Below are 23723 nucleotides of genomic sequence, written 5' to 3'. Positions count from 1 at the left end.
GCGCGGCCTGCGGACGCCCCGCACCTTCCGTGCTGACGCGGCAGCACGGAAGGGGGCCCGGCCGCTCCCGTCACACGGTGGCCGGCCGGCAGCTGCGGCAGCCCCGGAACCCGGCTGCGGCGGCCTCGTCGGCCGAGGTGAACGGCACCTCGTGCCGGGCGGTGATGCGGCGCGCGTGCGCGCACGTCGGGTAGCAGAAGATCCGCGTGGTCCCGCTGCCCAGGAAGCGGGCCCCCAGGCGTACGAACCGCTCCACCCGCTCGGCGTCCACGCCCTCCCATTCCCGCAGTCTCCCTTCGAAGGCTGCCGGCAGCCCGCAGTCCGCCGGCAGCCCGTCGTCCCGGCACACCCGGTGCGCCGGCACGAGTACGGGCACGGGATTGGCCCGGACCGCCGCCATCACCTGCGCGGGGGCGAGAGCGGGCAGTCCGGCCTCGCGGGCCAGCCAGCCCGTCGGACGCAGCTGCCCGAACGGGATGAGCCGGGTGGCCTGCAGGACCGCACTCTGCTCCTCGGGCAGCGGCCCGAAGTCGTAGCGAAGGGTCCGGTCCCGGCCCCGCAGGGCCCGCGCCAGACCCGGCGGGGGCTTGGTCCCGGAGAGCACCGATCGCCCGGTCCGGGCCCGGTAGGCCTCCTCGAACGCCGTGTCGTCGGCGTACCAGTCCGTGGCGGCGGCACCGGTCACCGCTCCCCGCCCGTGAGCCACGTAGAGGGGGCCGACCGGTGAGCCGGTGTGTACGTAGCAGTCGTAGCGGTGCGCCGGAACACCGGCGCGCTCCAGCACACGTACCGCGAACCCTGCGGGTGCCACCTGGCGCAGGGTGCTCAACTCGTCCGGCAGTCTCATCCCGCCGCCTCCTTCCGTTCCTCTCGGGCCGGCCCGTGCCGCGTGCGGTCGGCGGCTAAGACGGGCTCGGCGCGCAGAGTGGCCAGACCCCGCGACACCTGCGCCTTCACCGTTCCGACCGGGCAGTCCAGGACCGCGGCCATTTCCTGGTAGGTCAGCTCGCCGATGTACCTGAGGACCACGGGCAGCCGGTGGTGGTCCGGCAGACCCGACAGCGCGGCGACCAGCCGGGCCCGCCGCGCCCCGTCGAGCGCGCGCTGTTCCGGCCCCGGAGCGTCGTCCAGGGTCTCGGCACACGTGACTTCGACGCCGTCGGCAACACCGGGCCGGCGGCTCAGGGTACGGAGGTGGTTGCGCCACACGTTCGCCGCGATGGTCAGCAGCCAGGCGCGCGGCTGGAGCTGCCTGCGGCGCTCGGCGGAGTACTCGCGCAGGGCGGAATAGGCGCGCAGGAAGGTTTCCTGGCCCAGATCGTCGGCCTCTCGCGCGGAGCCCGAGAGGCGCAGCAGAACGGACCGCACGGCACCGGCCTGGGTGCGTACGAGTTCGGTGAACCCGTCGTCCAGGTCGGTCGCGAGCAGTTCCGTCAGCGGCAGAGCCATCTCGTCCATCGTCCTGGTAAACACCGGACCGGGCGAGACCGTTGCACCGGACGCGGGCACACACACTCGATTTTTTCGCTTCTGGCCAAAACCACGGTGTTCTTGGCCAGAAGCGACACCTGATGATCAAGGTTTTGGAGTTACGGTCGGATCGTGGGCGCCGATCCGCCCCCACGATTCGAATTGTTCATGGTCCTGCGGGATTTCGGGGGGCACGATGTCGACCCTTGTGCAGGGAGAATTGGGGAAACCTTTTTTCAGGCGTTGTCCTCTCGCCCTCTTTCCTGTCGTGCCGCACCGTCCGGCACCGCACGGTGACCCGATATCCGAAGATCCCAACGGACGGCGCCTCGCGCGTTCCGTCGCCGCGCACCTTCCGCTCGCAGCCGCTGGAAAGGCGCCACCGAGCTGCACCTCAGCCACCAGGGGGAACGTTGGAGAACCGCGTATTCGGGACGAGATCCGCAGAGGACTGCAGCTGGTCGTTCGGTGAGCGGATCCGGTCGTTCCGGGGGCGGGCCGGCCTGCCCCAGCACGAGCTCGCGGAACGCGCGGGAGTGAGCGTGCGGACGCTGCGCGACATCGAGCAGGGCCGGGTGCGCCGGCCCCAGACACGGACGCTGCAGCTGCTGGCCGACGCGCTCGGCCTCGACGCGGACGCGGCGCGCCGGCTTGCACCGCCCGCGCGCGATGCCGCGCGCCCCTGTGATGACGGGCGCCCCGCCGACGGGCGCCTGCAGATCGGCATCCTCGGGCCGCTGTCCGTCCGGTACCGGGGCGTCGAGACGCCCGTGCAGGCGACCAAGGTGCGGCGATTACTCGCCCTGCTGGCACTCCAGCACCCGGAGCCGGCCAGCCTGGGCGAGATCACCCACGCCCTGTGGCCGAACGACCCCCCGCGCTCGTACCAGAGCCTGGTCCACACGTACATCAGCCAGGCACGCCGGCTGCTGCTCCCCTCCGACTCCGCCACCGGGGTGCCGGCCGACTCGTTCCTGACGCGTACGCACACGGGCTACGCCCTGGCCCTGGACCGCGATCAGGTCGACCTGACCCGCTTCCAGGACCTGTCGCTGCGGGCGCGGCAGGCGCACGGGGCCGGCGACGCGGCCGCCGCCCACGAGCTGGCCGGACGCGCCTACAAGTGCTGGCGCGGACCTCTCCTGGCGGGCGAACCGCTGCTGCCGCACCATCCCGCCGCCACGGCGGCCGCCCGGCAGCGGGTCGAGAGCCTGCTGCTGTACGCGGACCTCGCCCTGCAGCTGCACCGGCCCGGGCAGGTGGTGCAGGCGCTGCGCACCGCCAGCGAGGAGGAGCCGCTGCACGAGGGCCTCCAGGCTTCGCTCATGCTGGCGCTGGCGAGCTGCGGGGAGCAGCAGGAGGCGCTGCGGGTCTTCTCCGGGGTGACGCGCCGACTCGACCAGGAGCTGGGCGTCCAGCCGGGCGACGAACTGCGGCGCGCCCATCTGCGGATCCTGCACCAGGAGCTTCCGTGGCCGAGGACGGGACCGGTGGCCGAACGGGCGGCGTCCGGCGCGGGAGCACCCCCCGTACGGCGGCCGGCCACCGCGCCGCCGCCGAGGCCCCGGCCGTCCCAGATGCCGGCCGGGAGCACGGGCTTCGTCGGGCGCGGCACCGAGCTGGACCAGCTGGACCGGCTGCTCCTGCCCACCTGCGAGCGCGGCGGCCAGGTGCCGGCGGCGCTGATCACCGGCTTCCCCGGGGTGGGCAAGACGGCGCTCGCCGTGCGCTGGGCGCACCTGGTCAGAGAGCGCTTTCCGGACGGGCAGTTGTACGGCGACCTGCACGGATACGGCGACCGGCGTCCGCTGCGCCCCGAGGAGGTACTCGCCTCCTTCCTGCGGGCGTTGGGCGTGCCGGACGGGGAGATCCCCGACACCCTCGACGAAGCCGCGAACCTGTACCGGACCCTGCTGTCCGACCGGAGGATGCTGATCGTCCTGGACAACGCGCGCGAGGAGAGCCAGATCCGGCCGCTCGTCCCGGGAACGGCCAGGTGCGCGGTCCTGGTCACGAGCCGCAACACCCTGCCGGGGCTGGTGGCCCGGGACGGCGTGCCCCGGCTCGACCTCAACGTGCTCGACCGGGACGAGGCGCTGGCGCTGCTGGGCCGGCTGTTGCGCAGCGGCCGCGTGGAGGCCGAGCCGCTGGCCGCGATGGCACTGGTCCGGCACTGCGGCGGTCTGCCGCTGGCGATCCGGCTCCTCGCGGCCCGGCTCGCGGAGTATCCCGGGAGCGGCATCGCCCAGCTCTGCGTCGAGCTGCAGGAGGCCGGGGCGTTCTCGGACCTGCCGGTCGCGAGCGACGACCTGTTCGCCGCGGCCCACGCGGCGTTCGAACTCTCCTACGTGTCCCTGCTGGAACCCGTGCGGCGCTGCTTCAGGCTGCTCGCGCAGACCGAGGGGCGCCTCGTCAACGCGTACACCATGGCGGACCTGGCGGGCACGACCCCGATGGAGGCGACGCACCTGCTGCGGCGCCTGGTCGGTGCGAGCCTGCTCCGCGAATGCGTGCCCGGCCGGTTCTCGCTGCCCGCTCCGCTCCTGCGCTACGCGCGCAGGCTGGCGCTGCAGGGCGACACGGAGCGGCTGCACGCCGTGTGACACGGGGGGCGGCCACGTCAGCCGCCGAGCGCCAGCCGGACGGCGAACACGCCGAACACGACGGCGGTGAGCCCGTCGGCGATCCGCAGCGTCCGCGGGGACCGCAGGTGGCGGGCGAGCCGGTGGACCAGTCTCATCCAGGTGAGGAGCCAGATCAGCCCCAGGGCCAGGTAGCAGGCGGCCAGCAGCGGGACGCCCGCCTCGGGGGCCATGCCCGCGGGCACGAACTGGGGCAGGAAGGCCATCAGGAAGATGCCCACCTTGGGGTTGGACCCGGTGCACAGCAGCCCCTGGACGAAGGCCTGCCGGTCGGAGGGTCCGGCCGCGCCGGCGGCCCGGACCGCGGCGGCCCCGGCCGCCGGGACCTGCGCGGCCGGGATCTGCACGCCCGGGGCCTCGGCGCCGGCCGGCCGGGAGAACCGCCGCAGGGCGAGCGCGGCCCATCCGAGCAGGACGAGCGCGCCGGCCCACCGGAAGGCCGCGAACAGCTCCGGGCTGGCGGCGAGCAACGCGGCCAGCCCGGCCGCACCGAGCCCGGCCTGGGCGGCCCCGGCCGTGATCATGCCGAGGGCGGCGGCGGTGGCCACCCTCAGGGACCCGTTCAGCACCAGACCGGTGATCAGCACCAGGTCGGGGCCGGGCACCATGATCACGATCAGGGAACTCACCAGGAACGCGGCGGTGTTGATCTCTACTCCTCGATGGACAGGAGGCGTTCCGCGGCGCGGACCGCCTCGTAGTCGCGCCGGATCTGCTCCTCGTCGGGGTGGGCGAGGATCACGAACCCGAAGTTGAGGCTGTCGACCAGGTCCCGGGTGGCGCGGACGTGGTCGCCGTCCTTCAGGCTCTGGACCGAGAAGTGGTGGCTCGGGAGGTCGCGGAGGGCCTCCAGGGCCGCCGTGCCGGAGACGGTGCCGGTGCGGGGCGCGATGTGGAAGACGCACATCTGGTGCAGCAGCAGCTCGTAGCCCTGGGGAAGTTCGCCCCCGGTCAGCCAGCGCACCGTCCGGTCGATCTGGCTGTCGGCGGTGGCGTTGCGGTTGAAGCGCGGCTGGCCGCCGCCGTGGGGGCGGGCACCGAGCTCGATCAGCAGCGGCCCGTCCGCAGTGCCCATCACCTCGACGTGGGCCGAGCCGAAGCGCAGCCCCACCGCGTCCAGGACGCCGAGGACGTACTCCGTGAGGCCCGGGATGGCCGGGTCGTCCGGGGGGAGCCACCGCATGGTGTCGTAGACGGCCATGTGCGGGCCGTTGTCGACCTTGCGGTAGGCGCACACGTCGACGACGGCGTGCTTCCCGTCGTGGCTGAAGGTGTCGATCACGTACTCGGTGCCGGTGACGAACTTCTGCACGATGAGCCGGTCGTCGGTCTCGCCGAACTGGTTGGTCCGGCCGAGCTGGCGGCCGAAGACCGCCCGCCAGTCCTTCCCGCCCGCCAGTTTGATCACGCCGTCGGTACTGGCGCTCTTGGGCGGCTTGACCACCAGGTCCGCCCCGGCCAGGCCCTCGCGCTCCAGCCAGGCCGCGACCTCCTCGGCGTCGTCGGTGCAGATCTGCGGGATGACCGGCAGGCCGGCCGCCGCGACGGCGGCCGCCATGCTGCTCTTGTCCCGCCGGGCCGCGGCGAGTTCGGGCACGTTGCTGCGGTGGGGCACCACCAGGGGGGCGAGGCGCTCGGCCAGTTCCACCCCGGACTCGCAGCCGGCCAGGACGGCCCGCGGGTCCAGCTCCCGCAGCCGCTCCACGACCGGCTCCAGGTCCCCCTCGTACACGATGATCTCGGCGAAGTCCTGGGGCCGGTAGGAGGAGGCGTAGGCCTCCGGCGGGCGGGAGCCCGTCACCACCGCCACCACCGGCACGCCGTGCCCGGTCAGCGGCTCGGCGAAGAGGGCTCCCGAGGAGTAGGGGTCGACGATCACGCAGGGCCCGCCGCCCTGTGGTGCGCCCGCCGCCCGTTCAGCGTCCGCCACGGCCGGCCGCCTTTCCGGCGAGGGCCGCCACGGCGTCGCAGTAGCGCGCGAAGAACTCCCCGGCGGGTTCGCTGATGCGGCGGGCGCGCACCGGAGCGTGCACCATGCCCTCCTCCATCACGTACGTCACCGGCGTCCCGTTCTGCTCCAGCCGGGCGGTGTACTTCTCGGCGTCGACGCGCAGCGAGTCCATCTCGCAGCCCACCACGTAGGCGGGCGGCAGGTCGTGGAACTCGCCGGTCAGCAGCGGCGAGACGTACGGGTTCTCCGCCTGTTCCGGCTCGGGGCAGTAGCAGGCGGTGTAGAACTCCATCTCGCCGCCCGACAGCAGGGGGGCGTCCTCGCCGCCGTGCCGCCAGCGGGTGAAGTCCAGCACGGGGCTGATGACCGCCTGGCCGCGCAGCCGGGGGCCGCCCCGGTCGCGCGCCATCATCGAGAGGACCACGGCCATGTTGGCCCCCGAGCTCTCCCCGCAGAGCACCGCGGCCTCGGGGTCTATGCCGTCGAGCCCGAGCGCGGGCAGGTCGGCCAGGGTTCCGCAGAGTCCGGCGTAGCAGTCCTCCAGCGGCCCGGGGTACGGGTTCTCCGGGGCCATGCCGAAGTCCAGGGCGATCGCCACCAGCCCGGTACGGTCGGCGAGTTCGGCGACCAGGCTGTGGTGGCTGTGGAGCGAGCCGATGACGAAGCCGCCGCCGCGTATGTAGAACAGCACGGCGTCGCCCGCGCGCCGGGCCGGTTCGTAGATGCGGATCCGGGCGGTGCGGCCCCCGTGGGTGACGGTTGCGTCCCGGTGGCCGACCCCCTCGGGCACCGGGATCGGCAGCACCTCGGTCAGCGCGTCGTAGAGGGCGCGCTGTCGTTCGACGGGGTAGGTGTAGAAGTCGGGTGGCAGGGCGCCGTCGACGGTCTCCACGAACTTCTCGATGCCGTCTGCGTAGGCCATGGGCAGCTTCGCTCACTTCCGGATACGGGGCGGGGAGGGGCTCAGGGGGTTTCTGCGGTGGCCGGTGCGGCCGGGCCGGAGGCCGCCCCGGTCGGCTCGGCGGGACGGGCGTCGGCCGGATCGGACTCGGCGGCCCGCTCCTTCCCGGCGGCGGCCGGTTCGGCCATGCCGAAGAGGATGGCGACGACCGCCACCACCGTCAGGCCGCCGCACAGCCACCACACGGAGGCCGCCGACGCCTGCCAGGCGGCGATGCCGATCACCGGGCCGACCGCGTAGCCGATCTGCATGGGGAACGCGCAGGCGGCGATGTACCGGCCCCGCAGGTGTGCGGGGGCGACCCGGCCGGGCCAGGCGGAGGCGGTCGGGGTGCCGACGATCTCGCCGATCGTCCACACCACCGTCGCCACGACGAACATGGCCATGCCGGGGCCGGCCACGTACAGGTTCATGCCGACACCCACCAGGCCGATGCCCAGGGCGACCGCGAACCGGGCCGGGAGGTGCTGCACGTACTTGGTGAACAGCAGCTCCAGGCAGATGACCATGGCCGCGTTCAGGGACAGCAGGACCGAGTAGAAGGTCGGGCCGTGGCCGTCGGCCTTGAGCTGGAGCGGCAGGGCGGAGGTGTGCTGGATGTAGACGACGGCGTTGAGGAACAGCGCCAGCAGGAACAGCAGGTAGCGCTTGTCCTGCAGCACGGCCAGGTACGACCGGCTGCCCTCCTCCGGCTTCGGCCCCGCGGACCCGGCGGTCGTGCCGGTGCGGACGAGGACCAGCGCGAGCAGGGCGAAGCCCGCCTGCGCGCCCGCCTCGGCGTAGAACATCAGGTTGTACGAGTAGGTGATGAGCAGGGCGCCGATCAGCGGGCCCGCGGTGGTGCCGAGGTTGAACGCCATCCGGTAGACGGCGAACACCATCACGTGGTGTTCCTCCGGGGTGGCCTCCACCAGCAGCGCCGAGGAGGCGGGCCGGTAGGCCTGGGCCACCACGCCGATCACCGCGGCCACCGCGATCACCAGGGGCAGGGTGTCGAGGTAGACCAGGCTGAGGGTCAGCAGGCTGGCGAACGCCATGGAACCGACGATGGTCCGCGCGTAGCCGATCCGGTCCGAGACCGAACCGCCGACCAGGACGCCGACGACCGAGCCCACTCCGTACGCGCCGAGCGCGAAGGCGGCCGCGGAGGTGCTGAAGCCCCTGTCGGTGAGGTAGAGCACCAGGTAGATCTGGAGGAAGGTGCCCAGCCGATTGATCAGCATGCCGACCAGGACCAGCCAGATCGGGCCGGGGATCCCCCTCAGCGTCTCGGTGACCGAAGGCCGGACGGCCTTCCGTCCCTCCGGGGAGCCTTGTCCGGTGGCGCTCACGGAGCCGGCACCTCCACCGGCCGTGAGGCGACCTCCACGATCTCCGGGGTGCGCAGCAGCGCGGCGCGCGCCTGCTCGACGGAGTCGGACACGGCGATCACGCGGGCGTAGCGGGAGATGTAGCCGCGGGGCGGCAGCCGCAGCACCGCACCCGGGTCGACCATGGCCTCGGCGCTGTGCACGTCGGGACCGAAGCGGTCCTCGTGGACGGTCACGGCCTCGATCTCGACGTCCTCGTCGGGGTAGAGGAACGCGATCGCCGCGGCCTTGCGGTGCTGCGCCGTGGTGTCCGGCGTGCGGCCCGCGGCGGTGTCGGCCGCCGCCATCGCGACGTCGACACCGGTGGCCAGGTGCCCGAGGTAGGGGATCATGTCGCCGCCGAGGCGGGCGTTGACCTCCATCAGGCGCAGACCGCCGGCGGTGATGCGGAACTCGGTGTGGCTGACTCCCGTGTGGAAGCCGAGCGCGGCGTGCGCGGCGCGCAGTGCCTCCAGCAGTTCGGGGTCGGTCAGCAGCGGGTCGGCCCCGTCGACCTCGTGGCCCGTCTCCTCGAAGAAGGGGGCCAGGCCGACCTGCTTGCGGGCCACGACGAGCGGCACGCACGCGCCGTCGAAGAACACCGCGTCGACGCTGATCTCCGGGCCGTCGGCGTACTCCTCCACCAGGACCGACACGTCGAAGACGGGCACGCCGGGGTAGGAGGCGCCGGCGGCGGCCCGGTAGGCGTTCTCCATGTCCTCGGGGCCGTCGGCCCTGCGCACGCCCATCCCGCCGGCCAGGCCGCGCGGCTTCACCACGACGGGGAAGCCGATCTTCTCCGCCGCGGCCCGCGCCTCGCCCAGGGAGCGGACGCCGATCGAGACCGGCTGCGCGACCCGGGCCGCGTCCAGCGCGATCCGGGTGGCGTTCTTGTCCCGGCAGGCGGTGACCGCCTCGGGGGAGTTGCCCGGCAGCCCGAGCGCCTGCGCCACGTGGGCGGCGGGCGTGACCAGTCCCTCGTCGTAGCAGAACACCCCGGCCACCTCGTGCGCGGCGGCCACCTGACGGGCGGCCTCGACCAGGGCGTGCGGGTCGGTGTTGTCGACGACCGTGCTCCCCGCCACGTACGGGTCCTCCCAGCTCACCGGTGCGGGCTGGAGGAGCCATAACGCGTAGCGCCGGCTCACCGTCCGCAGGATGAACTCCCTGCTGCGCCGGCCACTGCTCCCGATCAGCAGCAGAAGGGGCTTCTCCCCGTCCCACGCCATGGTCCACTCTCCTCGTTCGTCGTCATGCGTCCGGCGGGTGCGGTGCGAGCCCCTCACGGTCCCGTCCCGCACCCGCCATCACCTGTAGAACACCGGCCGGTGCCGGGGCGTTGCAGCGCCCCCGGACTTGGCCGGAAGGGGTCAGACCGCCGCGCCCGGGCGGGCGAGCCCGGGCGACAGGGGCCGGTACTCGCGGCTCGTGACGCCGCACGGACGGCCGGAAACCGCCGGCCGTCCGGCCGGCCGGCCGTCGGGGAAGACCGCGGTGACGCGGCTGCCGGCCCGTACCGCCGGGATCTCGGCGCGCAGCCGCGCCGCGGACGTCTTCCGGTCGTGCCAGGGGCAGACGAGCCGGGAGGCGTCCGGGGTCACGCCGGCCAGGTGCAGCGGGCCGCCCCGGTGGGGGCACTCGGCCTTCATCACGAAGCCCCGGCCGTCGACCGTCGCGTACACGTACGAGGTGCCCGCGACGACCACGCAGTTCTCCCGTCCGGCGACGGGGAAGCTCACTACAGGCATGTGCGGTAGTCCCCCACCGAGTGGATCTCGTAGACGCACTCCTCGGACAGGATGTCGGCGCCGTGCAGCCGGTTGCGCCGGATGACGACGCCCTCGCCGGCCTCCAGGGTCAGCGAGGATCCCAGCCCGCTCTCGAAGCGCATGGTGCCCGAGACGATGTGGCAGAGCTCGTCGCCCTCGTGGCAGTGGGTGTTCGACAGCTCGTTGAAGGGCTCGACCAGGTGCGCCACCGGCACCTCCACCCGTCCCTCCCGGATGGCCTCGTAGACGGGACCGTGCAGCTTCTTGAGCTCCGGCTGGTCGTCCATCCAGCCGATCTGCGCGCAGAAGTCCTGGTCGGCGACCTCCAGGAGCACCCGGTACTCCTCGATGCCGCGGACGATCTCGGGGATGATCCCCTCGCCGTGGGCCTCGATCAGCGGCGCGATGATCTTCTCGCGCGCCATGCGGCCGTGGTGCTGGTCGATGTGGACGTGCTCGGTGAAGTACGTGGTGTCGACGGAGTCGCCGAAGACCCCGTGCAGCAGCCGGTCGGCGCGCCGGCAGAAGTCGACCAGCGAGCTCTCCGTGTAGAACAGCGCGCCCACGTAGCGGAAGAACAGCTCGTGGTTCTTGCCGAGGTAGTGGAAGTAATTGTTCAGCAGCAGGCTGCTGTTGAGGTAGTACTGCCAGTACCGGTGGAGGTCGGCCTCGAGGCCGACGGACTCCAGGGTCCGCTCGAACAGGGTGCTGTGCTTGGTGTCGTGCACGCCGTAGCCGTACTCGTCGATGACGACCTTGAACCACTCGGACTGGACGGGACCGTAGTAGCCGAGCACGTTGCGGATCATCGGCGACGCCTCGGAGAGGAAGTCGGCGGCGAACTGCACCAGCCACATGCGCGCCGCGCGCTCGGGGTCGGCGGAGCCGGTGATGGCCTGCTCCACCGGCGTCAGCTCCTCGCCGCCGCCCATGTCGAGGGAGTCCAGGTAGCTGTCGAGGCTTGCTTTGGTCCACTTCCCCGAGGTCTCGACCTCGTCGTCGAGGAAGCCGAAGGCGTACCGCTCCAGGGCGGGGCGGACCCGCTCGCCGAGCGCCCGGTTGGCCGGGCTGTAGAAGGCGCGGAAGTCCTCCTCCTTGCCCCCCAGCCCGGACTTGGGGAAGAACACCAGGTCGGCCTCGTATATGGAGGTGAGCAGGCGCTGCACGGCCAGGCTGGTGTAGTCGAGGATGTTCTCCCGGCCCGGCACCTTGTCGAAGTCGAGGTACGGGAGCACCTGCGGCCGCAGCTGGCGCCGGTACGGATTGTCGTGGTTCTGCCAGTCCGTGTTGTCGAGGAAGACCGGGTTGGTGGCGTACTGCACGATGGCGTCGCGCAGGGCGGTGCCGCTGAGCTCGAACGGGATGTGCTCGGGTACGTGACTCATTGCGTGCTCCTTGGTCCGGATCGCAAGACGTGCGGCCGCGTGCCTGGTGGGCGGGCCGGGTGGGTCAGATGTGCGCGCTGAGGGAGAAGTCGCTCCAGCGGAGGCGGAGGGGGACCGTCTCGCCTGCCTTCACCTGCACCGGCTTCTCCAGGGGGACCCATCCCTGCATCCAGTGCGAGCGGGTGTTCTCCGGGGAGTTGCACAGCGTGGTGCCGTTCCCCATGTCCAGTTCGAACCAGACGACCAGGGCGTGCGCCTCCCCGTCGGCGCTAGGGACGAGGTCGACCGGGCGTTCGCCCGGCTCCAGGTCGCCCTCGGCCAGGTCGAACGCCAGCACCTCCGCGGTGTCGGACAGGAACCGGTGGGGCCAGGTGTTGAGCCGCACCGGCAGGTGCCCGCGGGTGGCCAGCACGTTCATGAGGGAGACGTCGAAACCCTCGGCCGTCGTGACCTGGTTGAGCCGCAGGATGTCCTCGCTGCTGACGAGGCGGCCGTAGAGCCGGCCCGCGGAGGGGAGCATGATCCCGCCGGGTTTCAGCAGGTGTCGGCGCGCGTGCCGGATCGACGGCAGGAGGCCCTCGCCGATGAGACCGCAGTCGACGATCTCCGAGATCAGCACGTCCACCGGGCCGTCGAGGTCACGGCCGATCTCCAGCAGGTTGGAGGGCTTCCCGATCACCGTGATGACGTCGCTGAACCCGTGGGCGTCGACCACCTGGCGGGCGACCTCCGCGAGCATCGGGTTCATCTCGCAGGTGATCACGCGGGCCGCACCGGCCCGCGCCGCGGCCATGGCCAGCAGCCCGCTCCCCGAGCCGATGTCGAGGACGGTCGACCCGACCGGTATGCCCCGCTCCAGGGCGCCGACGAGGGCCTCGTTGCGCTCGACGTCGTTCAGCATCGCGAAGTGCCAGCGGGGCACGGTTCTGCGGGCGATCCGCCCGAAGACCTCGGAGTCGGTGGCCGCGCCTCCGGCCGGCGTCGTGAGCAGTGCGGAGGCCTGATCGGCGATCTCGTTCATCTGCTGCGCCAGCGTCTGCAGCGAGGCCGTGATCAGGCGGTGCTGCGAGCTCGCGGGCGACGGACCCGGACCGCCTGGTCCCGGATCGCGCCCCGTTGTCGCGCCCCCCGTGGCCTGGACCTGCTGCATGTTCGCTCCTCCCGTTGAACCGCCGGATCAACCGTGGTGCACGAGCGGCCGGCAAGATCCCCGCGCCGTCGCAGAGTCGACCGTACGGAAGGTGGGTGGTGCGAAACTCCAGCGATCCTCCAGTCGTACCGGCGGTTCTGCCAGGCATTGACTCCCGATGGGCCGGGGTTGACCTGCGAACGTGCCAATGCTGCCGGTTCACTGGAAGCAGGCGGCAGAAACCGGGCCCCCGCGCCGGTTGATTCCGCCGCTACCGGGCGTCGTGGAAGATGACGCCCAGCACGTGGCGCTGACCGCTCGTCACGGAACTCACCCCGTGCCTCAGGGTCACCCGGCTCCAGCCCCGCACCGAGCGCACCGGACGGTGGCTGACCGTGAAGATCATTCCCTGGCCCTGTGCGGGCCTTTTGACGAGCGGGCGGGACTGGGCGCGCGGACGCTGCTCGACGAAGACGCTCTCTCCGCCGGTGAAGTCCTCGTCCGGCCGGTCGAGCATGATCGCCACCTGGAGCGGGAAGGTCAGGTCGCCGTAGACGTCCTGGTGCAGGCAGTTGTAGCCGCCCTGCTCGTACCGGAGCAGGAGCGGCGTCGGGCGGTGCTGCCCGGCCGCCGCGCACGCCGCGATCAGTCCGTCGAACTCGGGGGAGAAAGCCGGATGCCCCAGCCGCCGCGCCCAGTCGTTGGCGATCCGGGCGAGCGGCGGATACAGCTGCTCCCGAAGGTTCTGCACGAGCTCGGGCAGCGGGTGGGAGAAGTAGCGGTAGAGGCCCTCGCCGAAGCGGTGCCGCGCCATCGTCACCGTGCTGCGGAAGGCGGTGGGATCGTCGAAGAGCTCCCGCAGGTTCGCGCACTGCCCGGCCGTCAGCAGCGGCGGGGTCAGCGCCACTCCCTCCGCGTCCAGTTCGGCGGCCAGCGCCCGCCAGTCGAGGTGCTCCAGGGCCGGCGCACCGCCCTTCGCCGGCGCGCCTTCCGGTGGAGACGTGATGGAGGACGTGGTGGAGGCCGGACCGGGCAGGTCGAAGCCCGGCAGCTGCGGCGGCTCGTAGACGCTCACGTGCTCTGCTTTCTGTGGCGGGGGAGGGTCAGTGCGCGGGCCGTGCGCCGGCCGCTTCGAGGGCGAGCAGATCGCGCTTGGCCTCCGGCCCTCCCGCGTACCCGCTGAGACTGCCCGTGGAGCCGATGATCCGGTGGCAGGGCAGCACCACGCACAGCGGATTCGTGCCCAGCGCCGTGCCGACGGCCCGCGCGGCACGGGGCCGGTCGAGCGCCTCGGCGAGCTGCCCGTAGGTCGCGGTATGCCCGTACGGGACGAACTCGGCGAGCATCAGATTGGTGCGGCGGCTGAACGGGGTGGCCAGTCGCAGGTCCACCGGTACCGTGAATGCGCGGCGCCCGCCGCTCAGGTAGGCGTCGATCTGCTCCCGGGCCTCGTCCAGCACCTTGAGCCCCGGCGCTCCCGCTTCTCCCGGCTCCACCGGGCTCAGTCCCGCCCGGCTCAGCCGCTCCGCCGCCGTCTCCGCCGTGCCGTAGCAGCACAGCACGAGGGCGTCGTCCGTCGCTGCCAGCACGAGCGACCCCACGCGCGTGGCATGGAACGCCACCGTGGCGACGCCGGTGGCAGGGCTGGTGGTCGGCATGGCACGACTCCTTCGTTCGTCATGAACCTCGTTCAGCGCGCTCGCATCCCGCTCGGGAAACCCACGATGCGGCCGACGGTAGAAACACCGTCTCCGTGCGAACAGTTGCGTAACGCTGTGCACCGCCGCCGCCGGGTTCGTCCGCGGCGCCGGCGCCGGGCCCACGAAAAGGCCCCCTGTCCTGCGTTTCCGCAGGTCAGGGGGCCTCTCTGAGAAGGTGGCGCCGGAGCCGCTACCGCTGCAACGCGTGCACCGGGGGGTGGAGGCCGGCTCGGTAGGACTGTGCGTTGCGGCGGGTCTCGGCGACGCTGTCGCCGCCGAACTTCTCCGCCACGGCGTCCGCCAGCACGAGTGCGACCATCGTCTCGGCGACGATGCCGGCCGCCGGGACCGCGCAGACGTCGGAGCGCTGGTGGTGCGCCCGGGCCGCCTCGCCCGTGGTGACGTCGACCGTCGCCAGGGCGTGCGGCACGGTCGCGATCGGCTTCATCGCGGCCCGTACGCGCAGCACCTCGCCCGTGGTCATCCCGCCCTCGGTGCCGCCGGAGCGGCCGGACGAACGGCGGATGCCGTGCTCGGTCGGCACGATCTCGTCGTGCGCCTGCGAGCCGGGCGTGCGGGCGAGCTCGAAGCCGTCGCCGACCTCGACGCCCTTGATGGCCTGGATGCCCATCAGCGCTCCCGCGAGCCGGGCGTCGAGACGGCGGTCCCAATGGACGTGGGAACCGAGGCCGACCGGCACTCCGTAGGCGAGAACCTCCACCACGCCGCCCAGGGTGTCGCCGTCCCGGTGGGCCTGGTCGATCTCCGCGATCATCGCCTTCGACGTGTCCGCGTCCAGGCAGCGCACCGGGTCCGCGTCCAGCCTCGCCTCGTCGGCGGGGGTCGGGAGGAGGCCGTACGGTGCCTTGACGGTGGCGAGCTCGACGACGTGCGAGACGATCTCGATGCCCGTCGTCTCCCTGAGGTACGACCGCGCCACCGCGCCCAGCGCCACGCGGGCCGCCGTCTCGCGGGCGCTCGCCCGCTCCAGGACGGGGCGCGCCTCGTCGAGTGCGTACTTCTGCATGCCTGCGAGGTCGGCGTGGCCGGGACGGGGACGGGTCAACGGGGCGTTGCGCGCCAGTTTCGCCAGTTCGGCGGGGTCGACCGGATCGGCGGCCATGACCTGCTCCCACTTCGGCCACTCGGTGTTGCCCACCAGTACGGCGACCGGTGAACCCATCGTGAGGCCGTGCCGTACGCCGCCGAGGAAGGTGACCTCGTCCCGCTCGAACTTCATCCGCGCGCCGCGCCCATGGCCCAGCCGCCGCCGGGCCAGCTGGTCCGCCACCATCTCCGTGGTGATCGGCACACCGGCGGGCAGCCCCTCCAGCGTCGCCACCAGTGCGGGTCCGTGCGATTCCCCCGCCGTCAGCCAGCGCAGCCTGCTCAATTTCCTTCTCCCTCGGTGAGATCGGTGGGGGCGGTGAAGTCGCGTGTTCCGTGCAGCCAGGCGCACCTGTCGTGCAGCTCGTCCACCGTCAGCTCCGCCAGCATCGCGTCGCGTGCGGCGGCCGCCTCGCCCGCCGGGTGGAAGAGCCGCGCTCCCAGCTCGCGTGCCACCAGCTGGGCCCTCGCGGTACGGTCCCGCCGCGCCGCGTTGTACTCCGCCAGGCGCCCGGGCGCGTCCCGCCCGTCGCAGTCGAGCAGTTCACCGAGCGCCGCGGCGTCCTCCAGGGTCATGGACACGCCTTGGATCGCGTAAGGCAGCATCGGGTGCGCGGCGTTGCCGAGCAGCGCGACCCGGCCGTCGGTCCAGCGCTCGACGGGATCGCGGTCGCAGAGCACCCAGGTGCGCCACTCTTCGCCCAGCTCCAGCAGCTCGCGGGCCGAGTCGGCCAGCTCCGGGAATTCGCCCAGCACATGGGACTTCTCGAGCGGCAGTCCGACGGCGGCCTCCGGCGCGCCGTGGTCGTGGGTGGCGCTCAGGTTCAGATACGCCGCGCCGTCGGCCGTGCGGTGGACGAAGTGGACGACGTGCCAGCCGGGGCCGGCCCAGGCCGTCACGCCGTCGGGTGACAGCTCGGCCGGGAGGCGCTCCCGCGCGATGCCGGCGAGGGGGACGACCGAGTGGTGGATGGTGTGGCCGGAGACCTTGGGGTCACCGTCGCCGACGAGCCGGCGGCGGACGGCGGACCGGATGCCGTCGGCGGCGATCAGTGCGGAGCCGGTGAAGCGGCGGCCCGCGGTGGTGACCGCGGTGACCCGGTCCGGGGTCTGCTCGTACCAGGCGACCGGCTCTCCGGTGAGCAGCTCGATGCCGGGGGCCGCGCGGCATGCGTCCAGCAGTGCCGAGTGGAACTCGCCGCGGTGCAGTACCGCGTACGGGTTGCCGAAACGCTGTGGGTAGCGGCCGGTCAGGGGCATGCCGGCGATCCGTTCACCGGTCACGGCGTCCATGAGACGCAACTCGTCGGTGAAGACGGCCTGCCGGCGCACCGCTCGGACCACCCGGTCCGACCCGATCCGGTCGAGTGCGTGGAACCCGTTCGGTGACAGCTGCGTACCCACGCCGGGCTCGGCGATTTCGGCCCGGCGCTCCAGGACGGTCACGCGATGCCCCCTGGCGGCAACGCTCAGCGCCGTCGCCAGGCCGCCGATGCCCGCGCCGACGATCAGTATGCGATCGGCGTCGCTCACGTCAGGACCTCCTGGGGGAAGAGCCGGGCCAGCTCGGCGTGGAATCCGGGGAACGTCTTGCCCACACACGCCGGATCGTCGAAGGTGAGGCGGCCCGGAGCGCGCAGCCCCAGCACCGAGAAGGCCATCGCGATCCGGTGGTCCCGGTGGCAGGCGATCCGCGCCGGGCGGACCACTCCCGCTCCGGTTCCCGTTTCCGCTCCCGGGTGCACGGTCAGCCAGTCCCGGCCCGTCACCGTCACCACCCCGCACGCGGCCAGGTTCCCGGCGACGGCGGCGAGACGGTCCGACTCCTTCAGCCGTGCGTGCCCGATGCCGCGGATGGTGATGGGCGCGTCGGCGAGCGGGGCGATCGCGGCCAGCGTCATGAACGTGTCCGAGATCGTGCCCATGTCGACCTCGAAGCCCCCGCGCAGGGGGCCCGTCCCGGTGACCGTCGTCGAGTCCGCGCCGATCTCCACCCGGGCGCCCGCCCTGCGCAGGGTCTCGACGAAGCCGAGGTCCCCCTGGAGGCTGTCGCGGCCGAGACCCGGCACGGTGACGGTACGTCCGGTGACGGCGGCGGCCGCGAAGAAGTACGAGGCCGTGGAGGCGTCCGGCTCGATCACCAGGTCGGTGGCCGTGTAGCCGCCGCCCGCGGTCGCGATGACCCCGGGCGCGTCCTCGTCGACCCGCGCGCCGAAGCGCCGCATCAGCGCGATGGTCATGTCGATGTACGGCCGGCTGACCAGGTCCCGCACGGTCACGGTCAGCGGGTCGGGCAGGAGGGGCGCCGCCATCAGCAGGCCGCTCAGGAACTGGCTGCTCAGCCTGCCGTCCACGTCCAGTTCGCCGCCGCGCAGGCCGTCGGCGTCCACCCGCAGCGGCAGCCCGCCGGCGCCCTCGGTGCCCACCTTCGCCCCGAGGCGGCTCAGCGCATCTGCCAGCGGGCGCAGCGGGCGGGCCCGCAGCTGTTCGGATCCGTCGAAGACGTAGGTGCCCCGGCCCGTGGCGGCGAAGGGGGGCAGGAAGCGGGCCGCCGTCCCGGCGTCGGCGCACCATACGCGGGCTCCGGCCGTCGGGCCGCGCCCCGCTCCGGTGATCTCCCAGGACGTGCCGTGCTCCGACACCCGTACGCCCAGGGCCGTCAGCGCGTCCCGGAAGGCCACCGTGTCCTCGCTGACCAGCGGGTCCCGGAGGATGCTGGTGCCGGACGCCGCCGCGGCCAGCAGCAGGGCCCGGTTCGTGATGCTCTTGGATCCCGGGATCCGGGCCGTGAGCGGGGTGGCGCTCATCGGGACCCTCCCCGCGCCGGCCCGGCGGCGGGCCCGGCCGCCCTGGCCACGCTCGCCCGTACCGCCTCCGCGACGCGCCGCCCGGTCAGGCCGTGCTGCTCGTACAGGGTGCGGAAGGGCGCGGACGCCCCGAACCGGTCGATGCCGACGGCCTCTCCGGCGTCGCCGGTCAGGGCGTGCCAGCCGAGCGTGGAGCCCGCCTCCACCGAGACCCTGGCGCGCACGTGCGGCGGAAGTACGGCGTCGCGGTACTCCTGGCTCTGCTCGGCGAACCACTCCAGGCAGGGCAGCGAAACGACCCGGGTCGGCGTCCCGTCCTGTTCCAGGATGCGGCGGGCCTCGAGCGCGATGTGCACCTCGCTGCCGGTGGCCAGCACGATCGCCGCGGGCTCGCCGCCCGCCGCCTCGGCGAGCACGTAGCCGCCGCGGGCGACCGCGCCGGGGCCCGGGTCGGGGAGCACCGGGACGTTCTGCCGCGTCAGACAGAGTCCTGCGGGCCGGTCGCCGCGGGCCAGGATCGCCTGCCAGGCCGCGGCGGTCTCGTTGGCGTCGGCAGGGCGGACCACGTCGAGGCCGGGGATGCCGCGCAGCGACCACAGGTGCTCGACGGGCTGGTGGGTCGGACCGTCCTCGCCGAGGCCGATGGAGTCGTGGGTCCAGACGAAGGTGACGGGCAGCTCCATCATCGCGGCCAGCCGCACGGCGGGCCGCATGTAGTCGGAGAAGACCAGGAAGGTGCCGCCGTAGGGGCGGGTGCCGCCGTGCAGCGCGATGCCGTTGAGAACGGCGCCCATGCCGTGCTCGCGGATGCCGAAGTGGAGCGTTCGGCCGTAGCGGTGGCCGGGGAACGCGTCGGTGGCGAACTCCTCGGGCACGAAGGACGGTTCGCCCTTCATCGTGGTGTTGTTGGACTCCGCGAGGTCGGCCGAGCCGCCCCACAGTTCGGGCAGTACGCCCGCCAGGGCGGACAGCACGTCGCCGGACGCCTTGCGGGTCGCCATTTCGCCGCCCGGCGGGAAGCCGGGCACCGCGTCGGCCCATCCCTCGGGCAGCCGGCGTGCGTCGATCCGGTCGAAGAGCGCGGCGTGCTCGGGCAGTTCGGCGCGCCAGTCCTCGTACCGCTTGTCCCACGCCCGGCGGGCCTCCCGGCCGCGCTCGGCGACCAGCCGCGCGTGCGCGAGCACGTCGGCGGGCATCTGGAAGGAGGCGTCCGGGTCGAGTCCCATCGCCTCCTTGGCGGCCGCCGCCTCCTGCGCGCCCAGCGCGGAGCCGTGGATCTTTCCGGTGTTCTGCTTGGTGGGGGCGGGCCACCCGATGACGGTGCGCAGCGCCACGATCGACGGGCGACCGGTCTCCTCGCGGGCGGCGCTCAGGGCGGCGTGCAGTGCCGGCACGTCCTCCTCGTACGCCCCGTGCTCCTCGTACGCGCCGCGCCCGGTCCAGTCCACGCGCTGCACGTGCCAGCCGTACGCCGCGTACCGCGCGAGGACGTCCTCGGAGACCGCGATGGACGTGTCGTCCTCGATCGAGATCCGGTTGTCGTCGTACAGCACGACGAGGTTGCCCAGCCGCTGGTGGCCCGCGAGCGAGCTGACCTCGTGGCTGATGCCCTCCTCCAGGTCACCGTCGGATGCGAAGACCCAGACGGTGTGGTCGAAGACGGAGGTGCCCGGCGCGGCATCCGGATCGAAGAGCCCGCGCTCGCGGCGGGCGGCCATCGCCATGCCCACGGCGTTGCCGAGCCCCTGGCCGAGCGGGCCCGTGGTGGTCTCGACGCCCGGGGTGTGCCCGTACTCGGGGTGGGCCGGGGTGAGGCTGCCCTCGGTACGCAGCGCCTTGAGGTCGTCGAGCGCCAGGCCGTAGCCGGAGAGGTAGAGCTGGGTGTAGAGGGTCAGGCTGGAGTGACCGCAGGACAGGACGAAGCGGTCACGCCCGGCCCAGCGGGGGTCGGCGGGATCGTGCCGCAGCAGGCGCTGGAAGAGCAGGTACGCCGCTGGGGCCAGGCTCATGGCGGTGCCGGGGTGGCCGTGGCCCGCACGCTCGACCGCGTCGACCGCGAGGGCGCGCGCGACGTCCACCGAGCGCCGGTCGAGATCGGTCCACTCGAAGGGAGGGGTGCTGGTGTGCGACTGGGTAGGGTTCACCGGCCGGTCAGGGCTCCTTCGTGGGTGAGATGCAAGGGTCGGATCGGCAGGCGCGCGGGGCGGGCCGGCCCGGGGCGCTGCCGGGGCCCGGTACGGATCGGGGTCACGCCACCGCACCCAGCGCGTGGGCGAGGCGCTGCGCGGTGCCGTCCGCCGAGCCCGCGTCGGTGTCGGCGTTGGTGTCGGTGTCGGTGTCGAATTCCAGCCGGGCGAGCCGCCGGTACACCGGGCCGCGCACCCGGAACAGCTCCCCGAGCCGGCTCTCCACGTCCCCGGCCAGCAGCGGCCTGTCCTGCGCACTGCCGATCCGGGCCAGCGCCGTGCTCAGCCCCACCTTGAGGTGGACGACGCGGTGGCCGGCGAGGCGCCGCTGGGTCGCCTCGTCCAGCACGGCGCCGCCGCCCAGCGCGAGCACCCCGTCGTGCTCGTCGAGGGCGGCCCGTACGGCCTCCCGCTCCAGCGCCCTGAACCGCGCCTCGCCGTGCCGCCGTACGAAGTCGGGCACGGGCGTTCCGCAGAGGGCCGCGATGTCGTGATCGGTGTCCCGGAAGGCCACGCCCAGGTGCTCCGCGAGCAGGGCGCCGACGGTGGTCTTGCCGGAGCCGGGGACTCCGATCAGGACGGCTGCCGGTCGCACGAGCGCACCACCCCTGTCAGCAGGTCGCCGACGATCCGTACGCCGTCCTCGGTGAGCACCGACTCGGCGTGGAACTGCATCGACGCGAAGCCGCGGCCGCGCAGCGCGTGCACCTCGCCGGTCTCCGCGTCCCGGCTGACCTCGACGACACCCAGGTCCGGGTGGCTGAACTTGTCCTCGTCCCATCGGGCGGCGAACGTGTTGTAGAAGCCGACCCGCTCGCGCGCGCCGAACAGGTCGATCTCCTTCGCCACACCCTGGTTGGGCACGTCCCGGCGGCCGAGATCGAGGCCGAGCAGCGTGGACAGGACCTGGTGGCTGAGGCAGACGGCCAGGAAGGGCCGCCGTTCGTCGAGGAGCTGCGAGACCGCCGACCGCAGGTGAGCGATCTTGGGGTTGCCGATGTCGCGCGGATCGCCGGGCCCGGGTCCCATGACGACCAGATCGTGGTCGTCGAAGTCGTACGGCTCGTCGAAGCGGCTGAGCGTGACCTGCAGGCCCATGGCGGTCAGCTGGTGGCCGATCATCGAGGTGAAGGTGTCCTCGGCGTCGATGATCAGCACCTTGCGGCCGGCGAGTTCGGCCACCGTGTCGGACCGCTCCCCGGACTCCCGCAGCCAGAAGCCGGCGATGCCGTCGTTGCGCCGCTCCAGCGCCTCGCGGACCCGGGCGTGCCCGGCGAACCGGCTCGTGCCGCCTGCCTCCGTCGCCTCGCGGACCTGGGCGTGCCCTGCGAACCCGCTCGTGCCGCCCGCCTCCAGTGCGGACAGCAGCCCCGCCGTCTTCGCCCGGGTCTCGGCGACCTCGCTCATCGGATCGGAGTGGCGGACCAGGGTCGCGCCGACGCCGATGTTCAGCCGGCCGGCGTCGCTGATGTCGGTGGTGCGGATGAGGATGGCGGAGTCCATGGTGCGGCTGCCGCTCTCGTCCCGGCCGATCAGCGCCATGACGCCGCTGTAGTAGCCGCGGCCCTCCGGCTCGTACCGGTTGATCACCTTGCAGGCGCTCTCCAGCGGGCTGCCGGTGACGGTGGGGGCGAACATCGTCTCGCGCAGGATGTCCCGTACGTCGTGGGACGTCCGGCCCTCGATGAAGTACTCCGTGTGCGCGAGACGGGCCATCTCCTTGAGGTAGGGGCCGACGACCCGCCCGCCCTTCTCGCAGATCCGGGCCATCATCTTGAGCTCTTCGTCCACGACCATGTAGAGCTCGTCGGCCTCCTTGCGGTCCGCCAGGAAGGCCATCACGCCCGGCAGGTCGGGTCCGGTGGCCGGGTAGCGGTACGTGCCGCTGATGGGGTTCATCACGGCCGTGCCGCCGTGCAGGCTGACGTGCCGCTCGGGGCTGGCACCGACGAAGGTGCGGCCTTCCACGCGGACGAGGAAGGTCCAGTACGCGCCCGACTCGCGCTCCAGCAGCCGGCGGAAGAACGACAGGGCGCTGCGCGGTGTGTAGTCGCCGATGTCCGCGACGAACGAGCGCTTGATGACGAAGTTCGCGCCCTCGCCGTTGCCGATCTCGCGCTCGATGACGTCCCGCACGATGGCGGCGTACTGGTCGTCGTCCACGTCGAAACGGCCGCCGGACAGGGTGATCGGCTCGTCGGGCAGCCGCCGCAGGGCGTCGGCGAGCGGCACGGTGCTCTGCTCGGCGACGGTCATGGTGATCAGCGGTTCGCCGTCGTCGGTACGGGCGAAGCCCCGTTCGGCGATCTGGCGGTACGGGATCACGGCGAGCACGTCGTGGCGCCCGGCGGCGCCTTCGGCGGGCGGCGCGTCGCCGAGGGGGATGTCGGCGAGCGCCTCCACCGCGGAGACCTCGCCGACCAGGACTTCGAGGACGTCCCGTCCGGCGGTCTCGGGCCGGTGGAGCAGGGCGTACGCCGCGGGAGGCGATGCGAGCACCCGGTCCAGCAAGTCCTCGGTCATCGGCTGCCGTCCTTGGTCGGGTCGGCCGGGGTGAGGCCGGTGAGCAGCGACTTGGTGGTGGTGACCACCGCGCAGCGCTGTGCCGCGTAGTCGAGCGCCAAGTGGTGGTACTCCTGCGAGAAGTCGGCGACCGCGTCCGCGGCCAGGAACGGCTGGATGTCGTTGGTGAAGGCCTCGACCGCCGACATCAGGACGCCCACGTGGGCGTACACGCCGCAGACGATCAGCTGGTCACGGCCGTGCGTGCGCATCCGCTCCAACAGGTCGGACTTGAAGAAGGCGCTGTAACGCCATTTGGTGAACACCCAGTCGTCCGGCCCGGGTTCGAGCTCGTCGACCACCTTGCGGTCCTCGGCGGACACCTTCATGCCCGGGCCCCAGAAGTCCTTGAGCAGACCGCGTTCCCGGTCGGTCATGCCGCCGGGCTGGGCGGTGTAGGCGACCGGGACACCGAGCGCGGAGCACTGGTCGCGCAGCAGCGCGGCATTGCGCACCAGCTCGCTGCCGGGGGACTGGTCCTGCGGGAACGGCCGCAGGAAATAGCGCTGCATGTCGTGGACGAGCAGCACCGCCCGGTCCGGGTCGACGGTCCACTGTGCGGTGTTGGCCGGAAGGTCGCCCTCGGAGGGCATCGGGTAGGGGTCGATGGGCGGAATTCCCCCCATGGCTGTCCTTTCGCTCGGTGTGCGCTGGATGGCTGCTGCGGACGTACGGGACGGCTGTACGGCGTCCGAGGTGACGGCC

At 72.7% G+C, this 23723-nt stretch carries 20 protein-coding genes; 1 reads left to right on the top strand and 19 read right to left on the bottom strand.

The window, feature by feature from the left end:
- Positions 1 to 70 precede the first annotated feature (70 nt).
- Together OG472_RS23185 and OG472_RS23180 are read right to left on the bottom strand one after the other, a co-directional pair.
- Positions 71 to 847: an MGMT family protein gene (locus OG472_RS23185; protein WP_405941975.1), complete on the bottom strand. Its 777-nt coding sequence runs from the start codon at positions 845 to 847 to the stop codon at positions 71 to 73.
- Entirely contained in the window at positions 844 to 1449 is a 606-nt protein-coding gene (locus OG472_RS23180; RefSeq protein ID WP_405831051.1) for an RNA polymerase sigma factor, read from the bottom strand. The genes OG472_RS23185 and OG472_RS23180 overlap by 4 nt, the downstream gene beginning before the upstream one ends.
- A gap of 434 nt (positions 1450 to 1883) precedes the next feature.
- Here OG472_RS23180 and OG472_RS23175 point away from each other — a divergent pair, with 434 nt between their 5' ends.
- Entirely contained in the window at positions 1884 to 4073 is a 2190-nt protein-coding gene (locus tag OG472_RS23175; protein WP_405941974.1) for a BTAD domain-containing putative transcriptional regulator, read from the top strand.
- Between the two features lie 17 nt (positions 4074 to 4090).
- Here the strand turns inward: OG472_RS23175 and OG472_RS23170 are convergent, their stop codons facing one another.
- From OG472_RS23170 to OG472_RS23090, 17 genes are all read right to left on the bottom strand, one after another.
- Positions 4091 to 4741, bottom strand: a complete 651-nt coding sequence (locus tag OG472_RS23170) for a LysE family translocator (protein ID WP_405941973.1) — start codon at positions 4739 to 4741, stop codon at positions 4091 to 4093.
- Positions 4742 to 4764: 23 nt separating this feature from the next.
- The gene (locus OG472_RS23165; RefSeq protein ID WP_405941972.1) at positions 4765 to 6042 is read right to left on the bottom strand and encodes an ATP-grasp domain-containing protein; all 1278 of its coding nucleotides are present in this window, start codon (positions 6040 to 6042) and stop codon (positions 4765 to 4767) included.
- Positions 6029 to 6985, bottom strand: coding sequence for an alpha/beta hydrolase (locus tag OG472_RS23160; protein WP_401610046.1), 957 nt, complete (start codon positions 6983 to 6985; stop codon positions 6029 to 6031). The genes OG472_RS23165 and OG472_RS23160 overlap by 14 nt, the downstream gene beginning before the upstream one ends.
- A gap of 41 nt (positions 6986 to 7026) precedes the next feature.
- A complete protein-coding gene (locus OG472_RS23155; protein WP_405941971.1) occupies positions 7027 to 8355 on the bottom strand; it encodes an MFS transporter in 1329 nt (442 codons plus the stop codon).
- Positions 8352 to 9602, bottom strand: coding sequence for an ATP-grasp domain-containing protein (locus tag OG472_RS23150; protein ID WP_405941970.1), 1251 nt, complete (start codon positions 9600 to 9602; stop codon positions 8352 to 8354). Before OG472_RS23150 ends, OG472_RS23155 begins: the two co-directional genes overlap by 4 nt.
- A gap of 141 nt (positions 9603 to 9743) precedes the next feature.
- The gene (locus OG472_RS23145; protein WP_405831039.1) at positions 9744 to 10121 is read right to left on the bottom strand and encodes a Rieske 2Fe-2S domain-containing protein; all 378 of its coding nucleotides are present in this window, start codon (positions 10119 to 10121) and stop codon (positions 9744 to 9746) included.
- Positions 10112 to 11527 (bottom strand): iron-containing redox enzyme family protein, encoded by a 1416-nt coding sequence (locus OG472_RS23140; protein ID WP_401610055.1) that lies wholly within the window; start codon positions 11525 to 11527, stop codon positions 10112 to 10114. Before OG472_RS23140 ends, OG472_RS23145 begins: the two co-directional genes overlap by 10 nt.
- 64 nt (positions 11528 to 11591) lie before the next feature.
- Positions 11592 to 12677 (bottom strand): 50S ribosomal protein L11 methyltransferase, encoded by a 1086-nt coding sequence (locus OG472_RS23135; RefSeq protein WP_401610058.1) that lies wholly within the window; start codon positions 12675 to 12677, stop codon positions 11592 to 11594.
- Between the two features lie 250 nt (positions 12678 to 12927).
- Complete coding sequence (locus tag OG472_RS23130; protein WP_405943202.1) at positions 12928 to 13662, bottom strand: 2OG-Fe(II) oxygenase; 735 nt, start codon at positions 13660 to 13662, stop codon at positions 12928 to 12930.
- A 97-nt stretch (positions 13663 to 13759) separates the two neighbouring features.
- Positions 13760 to 14314 carry a methylated-DNA--[protein]-cysteine S-methyltransferase gene (locus OG472_RS23125; protein WP_401610062.1) on the bottom strand — a complete coding sequence of 185 codons (555 nt, stop codon included), beginning with the start codon at positions 14312 to 14314 and terminating at the stop codon, positions 13760 to 13762.
- Positions 14315 to 14546: 232 nt separating this feature from the next.
- Complete coding sequence (gene aroC / locus OG472_RS23120) at positions 14547 to 15749, bottom strand: chorismate synthase (RefSeq protein WP_405941969.1); 1203 nt, start codon at positions 15747 to 15749, stop codon at positions 14547 to 14549.
- Entirely contained in the window at positions 15746 to 16996 is a 1251-nt protein-coding gene (locus tag OG472_RS23115; protein WP_405831032.1) for an FAD-dependent oxidoreductase, read from the bottom strand. Before OG472_RS23115 ends, aroC begins: the two co-directional genes overlap by 4 nt.
- A complete protein-coding gene (aroA, locus tag OG472_RS23110) occupies positions 16993 to 18270 on the bottom strand; it encodes a 3-phosphoshikimate 1-carboxyvinyltransferase (protein WP_401610069.1) in 1278 nt (425 codons plus the stop codon). Before aroA ends, OG472_RS23115 begins: the two co-directional genes overlap by 4 nt.
- Positions 18267 to 20414, bottom strand: coding sequence for a transketolase (gene tkt, locus OG472_RS23105; RefSeq protein WP_405831030.1), 2148 nt, complete (start codon positions 20412 to 20414; stop codon positions 18267 to 18269). Before tkt ends, aroA begins: the two co-directional genes overlap by 4 nt.
- A 103-nt stretch (positions 20415 to 20517) precedes the next feature.
- Positions 20518 to 21051 (bottom strand): shikimate kinase, encoded by a 534-nt coding sequence (locus OG472_RS23100; protein ID WP_405831029.1) that lies wholly within the window; start codon positions 21049 to 21051, stop codon positions 20518 to 20520.
- Positions 21030 to 22979, bottom strand: coding sequence for an anthranilate synthase family protein (locus tag OG472_RS23095; protein ID WP_405831028.1), 1950 nt, complete (start codon positions 22977 to 22979; stop codon positions 21030 to 21032). The genes OG472_RS23100 and OG472_RS23095 overlap by 22 nt, the downstream gene beginning before the upstream one ends.
- Positions 22976 to 23644, bottom strand: a complete 669-nt coding sequence (locus tag OG472_RS23090) for an isochorismatase family protein (protein ID WP_405831027.1) — start codon at positions 23642 to 23644, stop codon at positions 22976 to 22978. The genes OG472_RS23095 and OG472_RS23090 overlap by 4 nt, the downstream gene beginning before the upstream one ends.
- Between the last annotated feature and the right edge of the window lie 79 nt (positions 23645 to 23723).

The sequence above is a fragment of the Streptomyces sp. NBC_00207 genome, assembly GCF_045160965.1.
In the GTDB taxonomy this organism is placed as follows: Bacteria; Actinomycetota; Actinomycetes; order Streptomycetales; family Streptomycetaceae; genus Streptomyces.
This window is presented reverse-complemented; position numbering and strand designations above follow the sequence as displayed.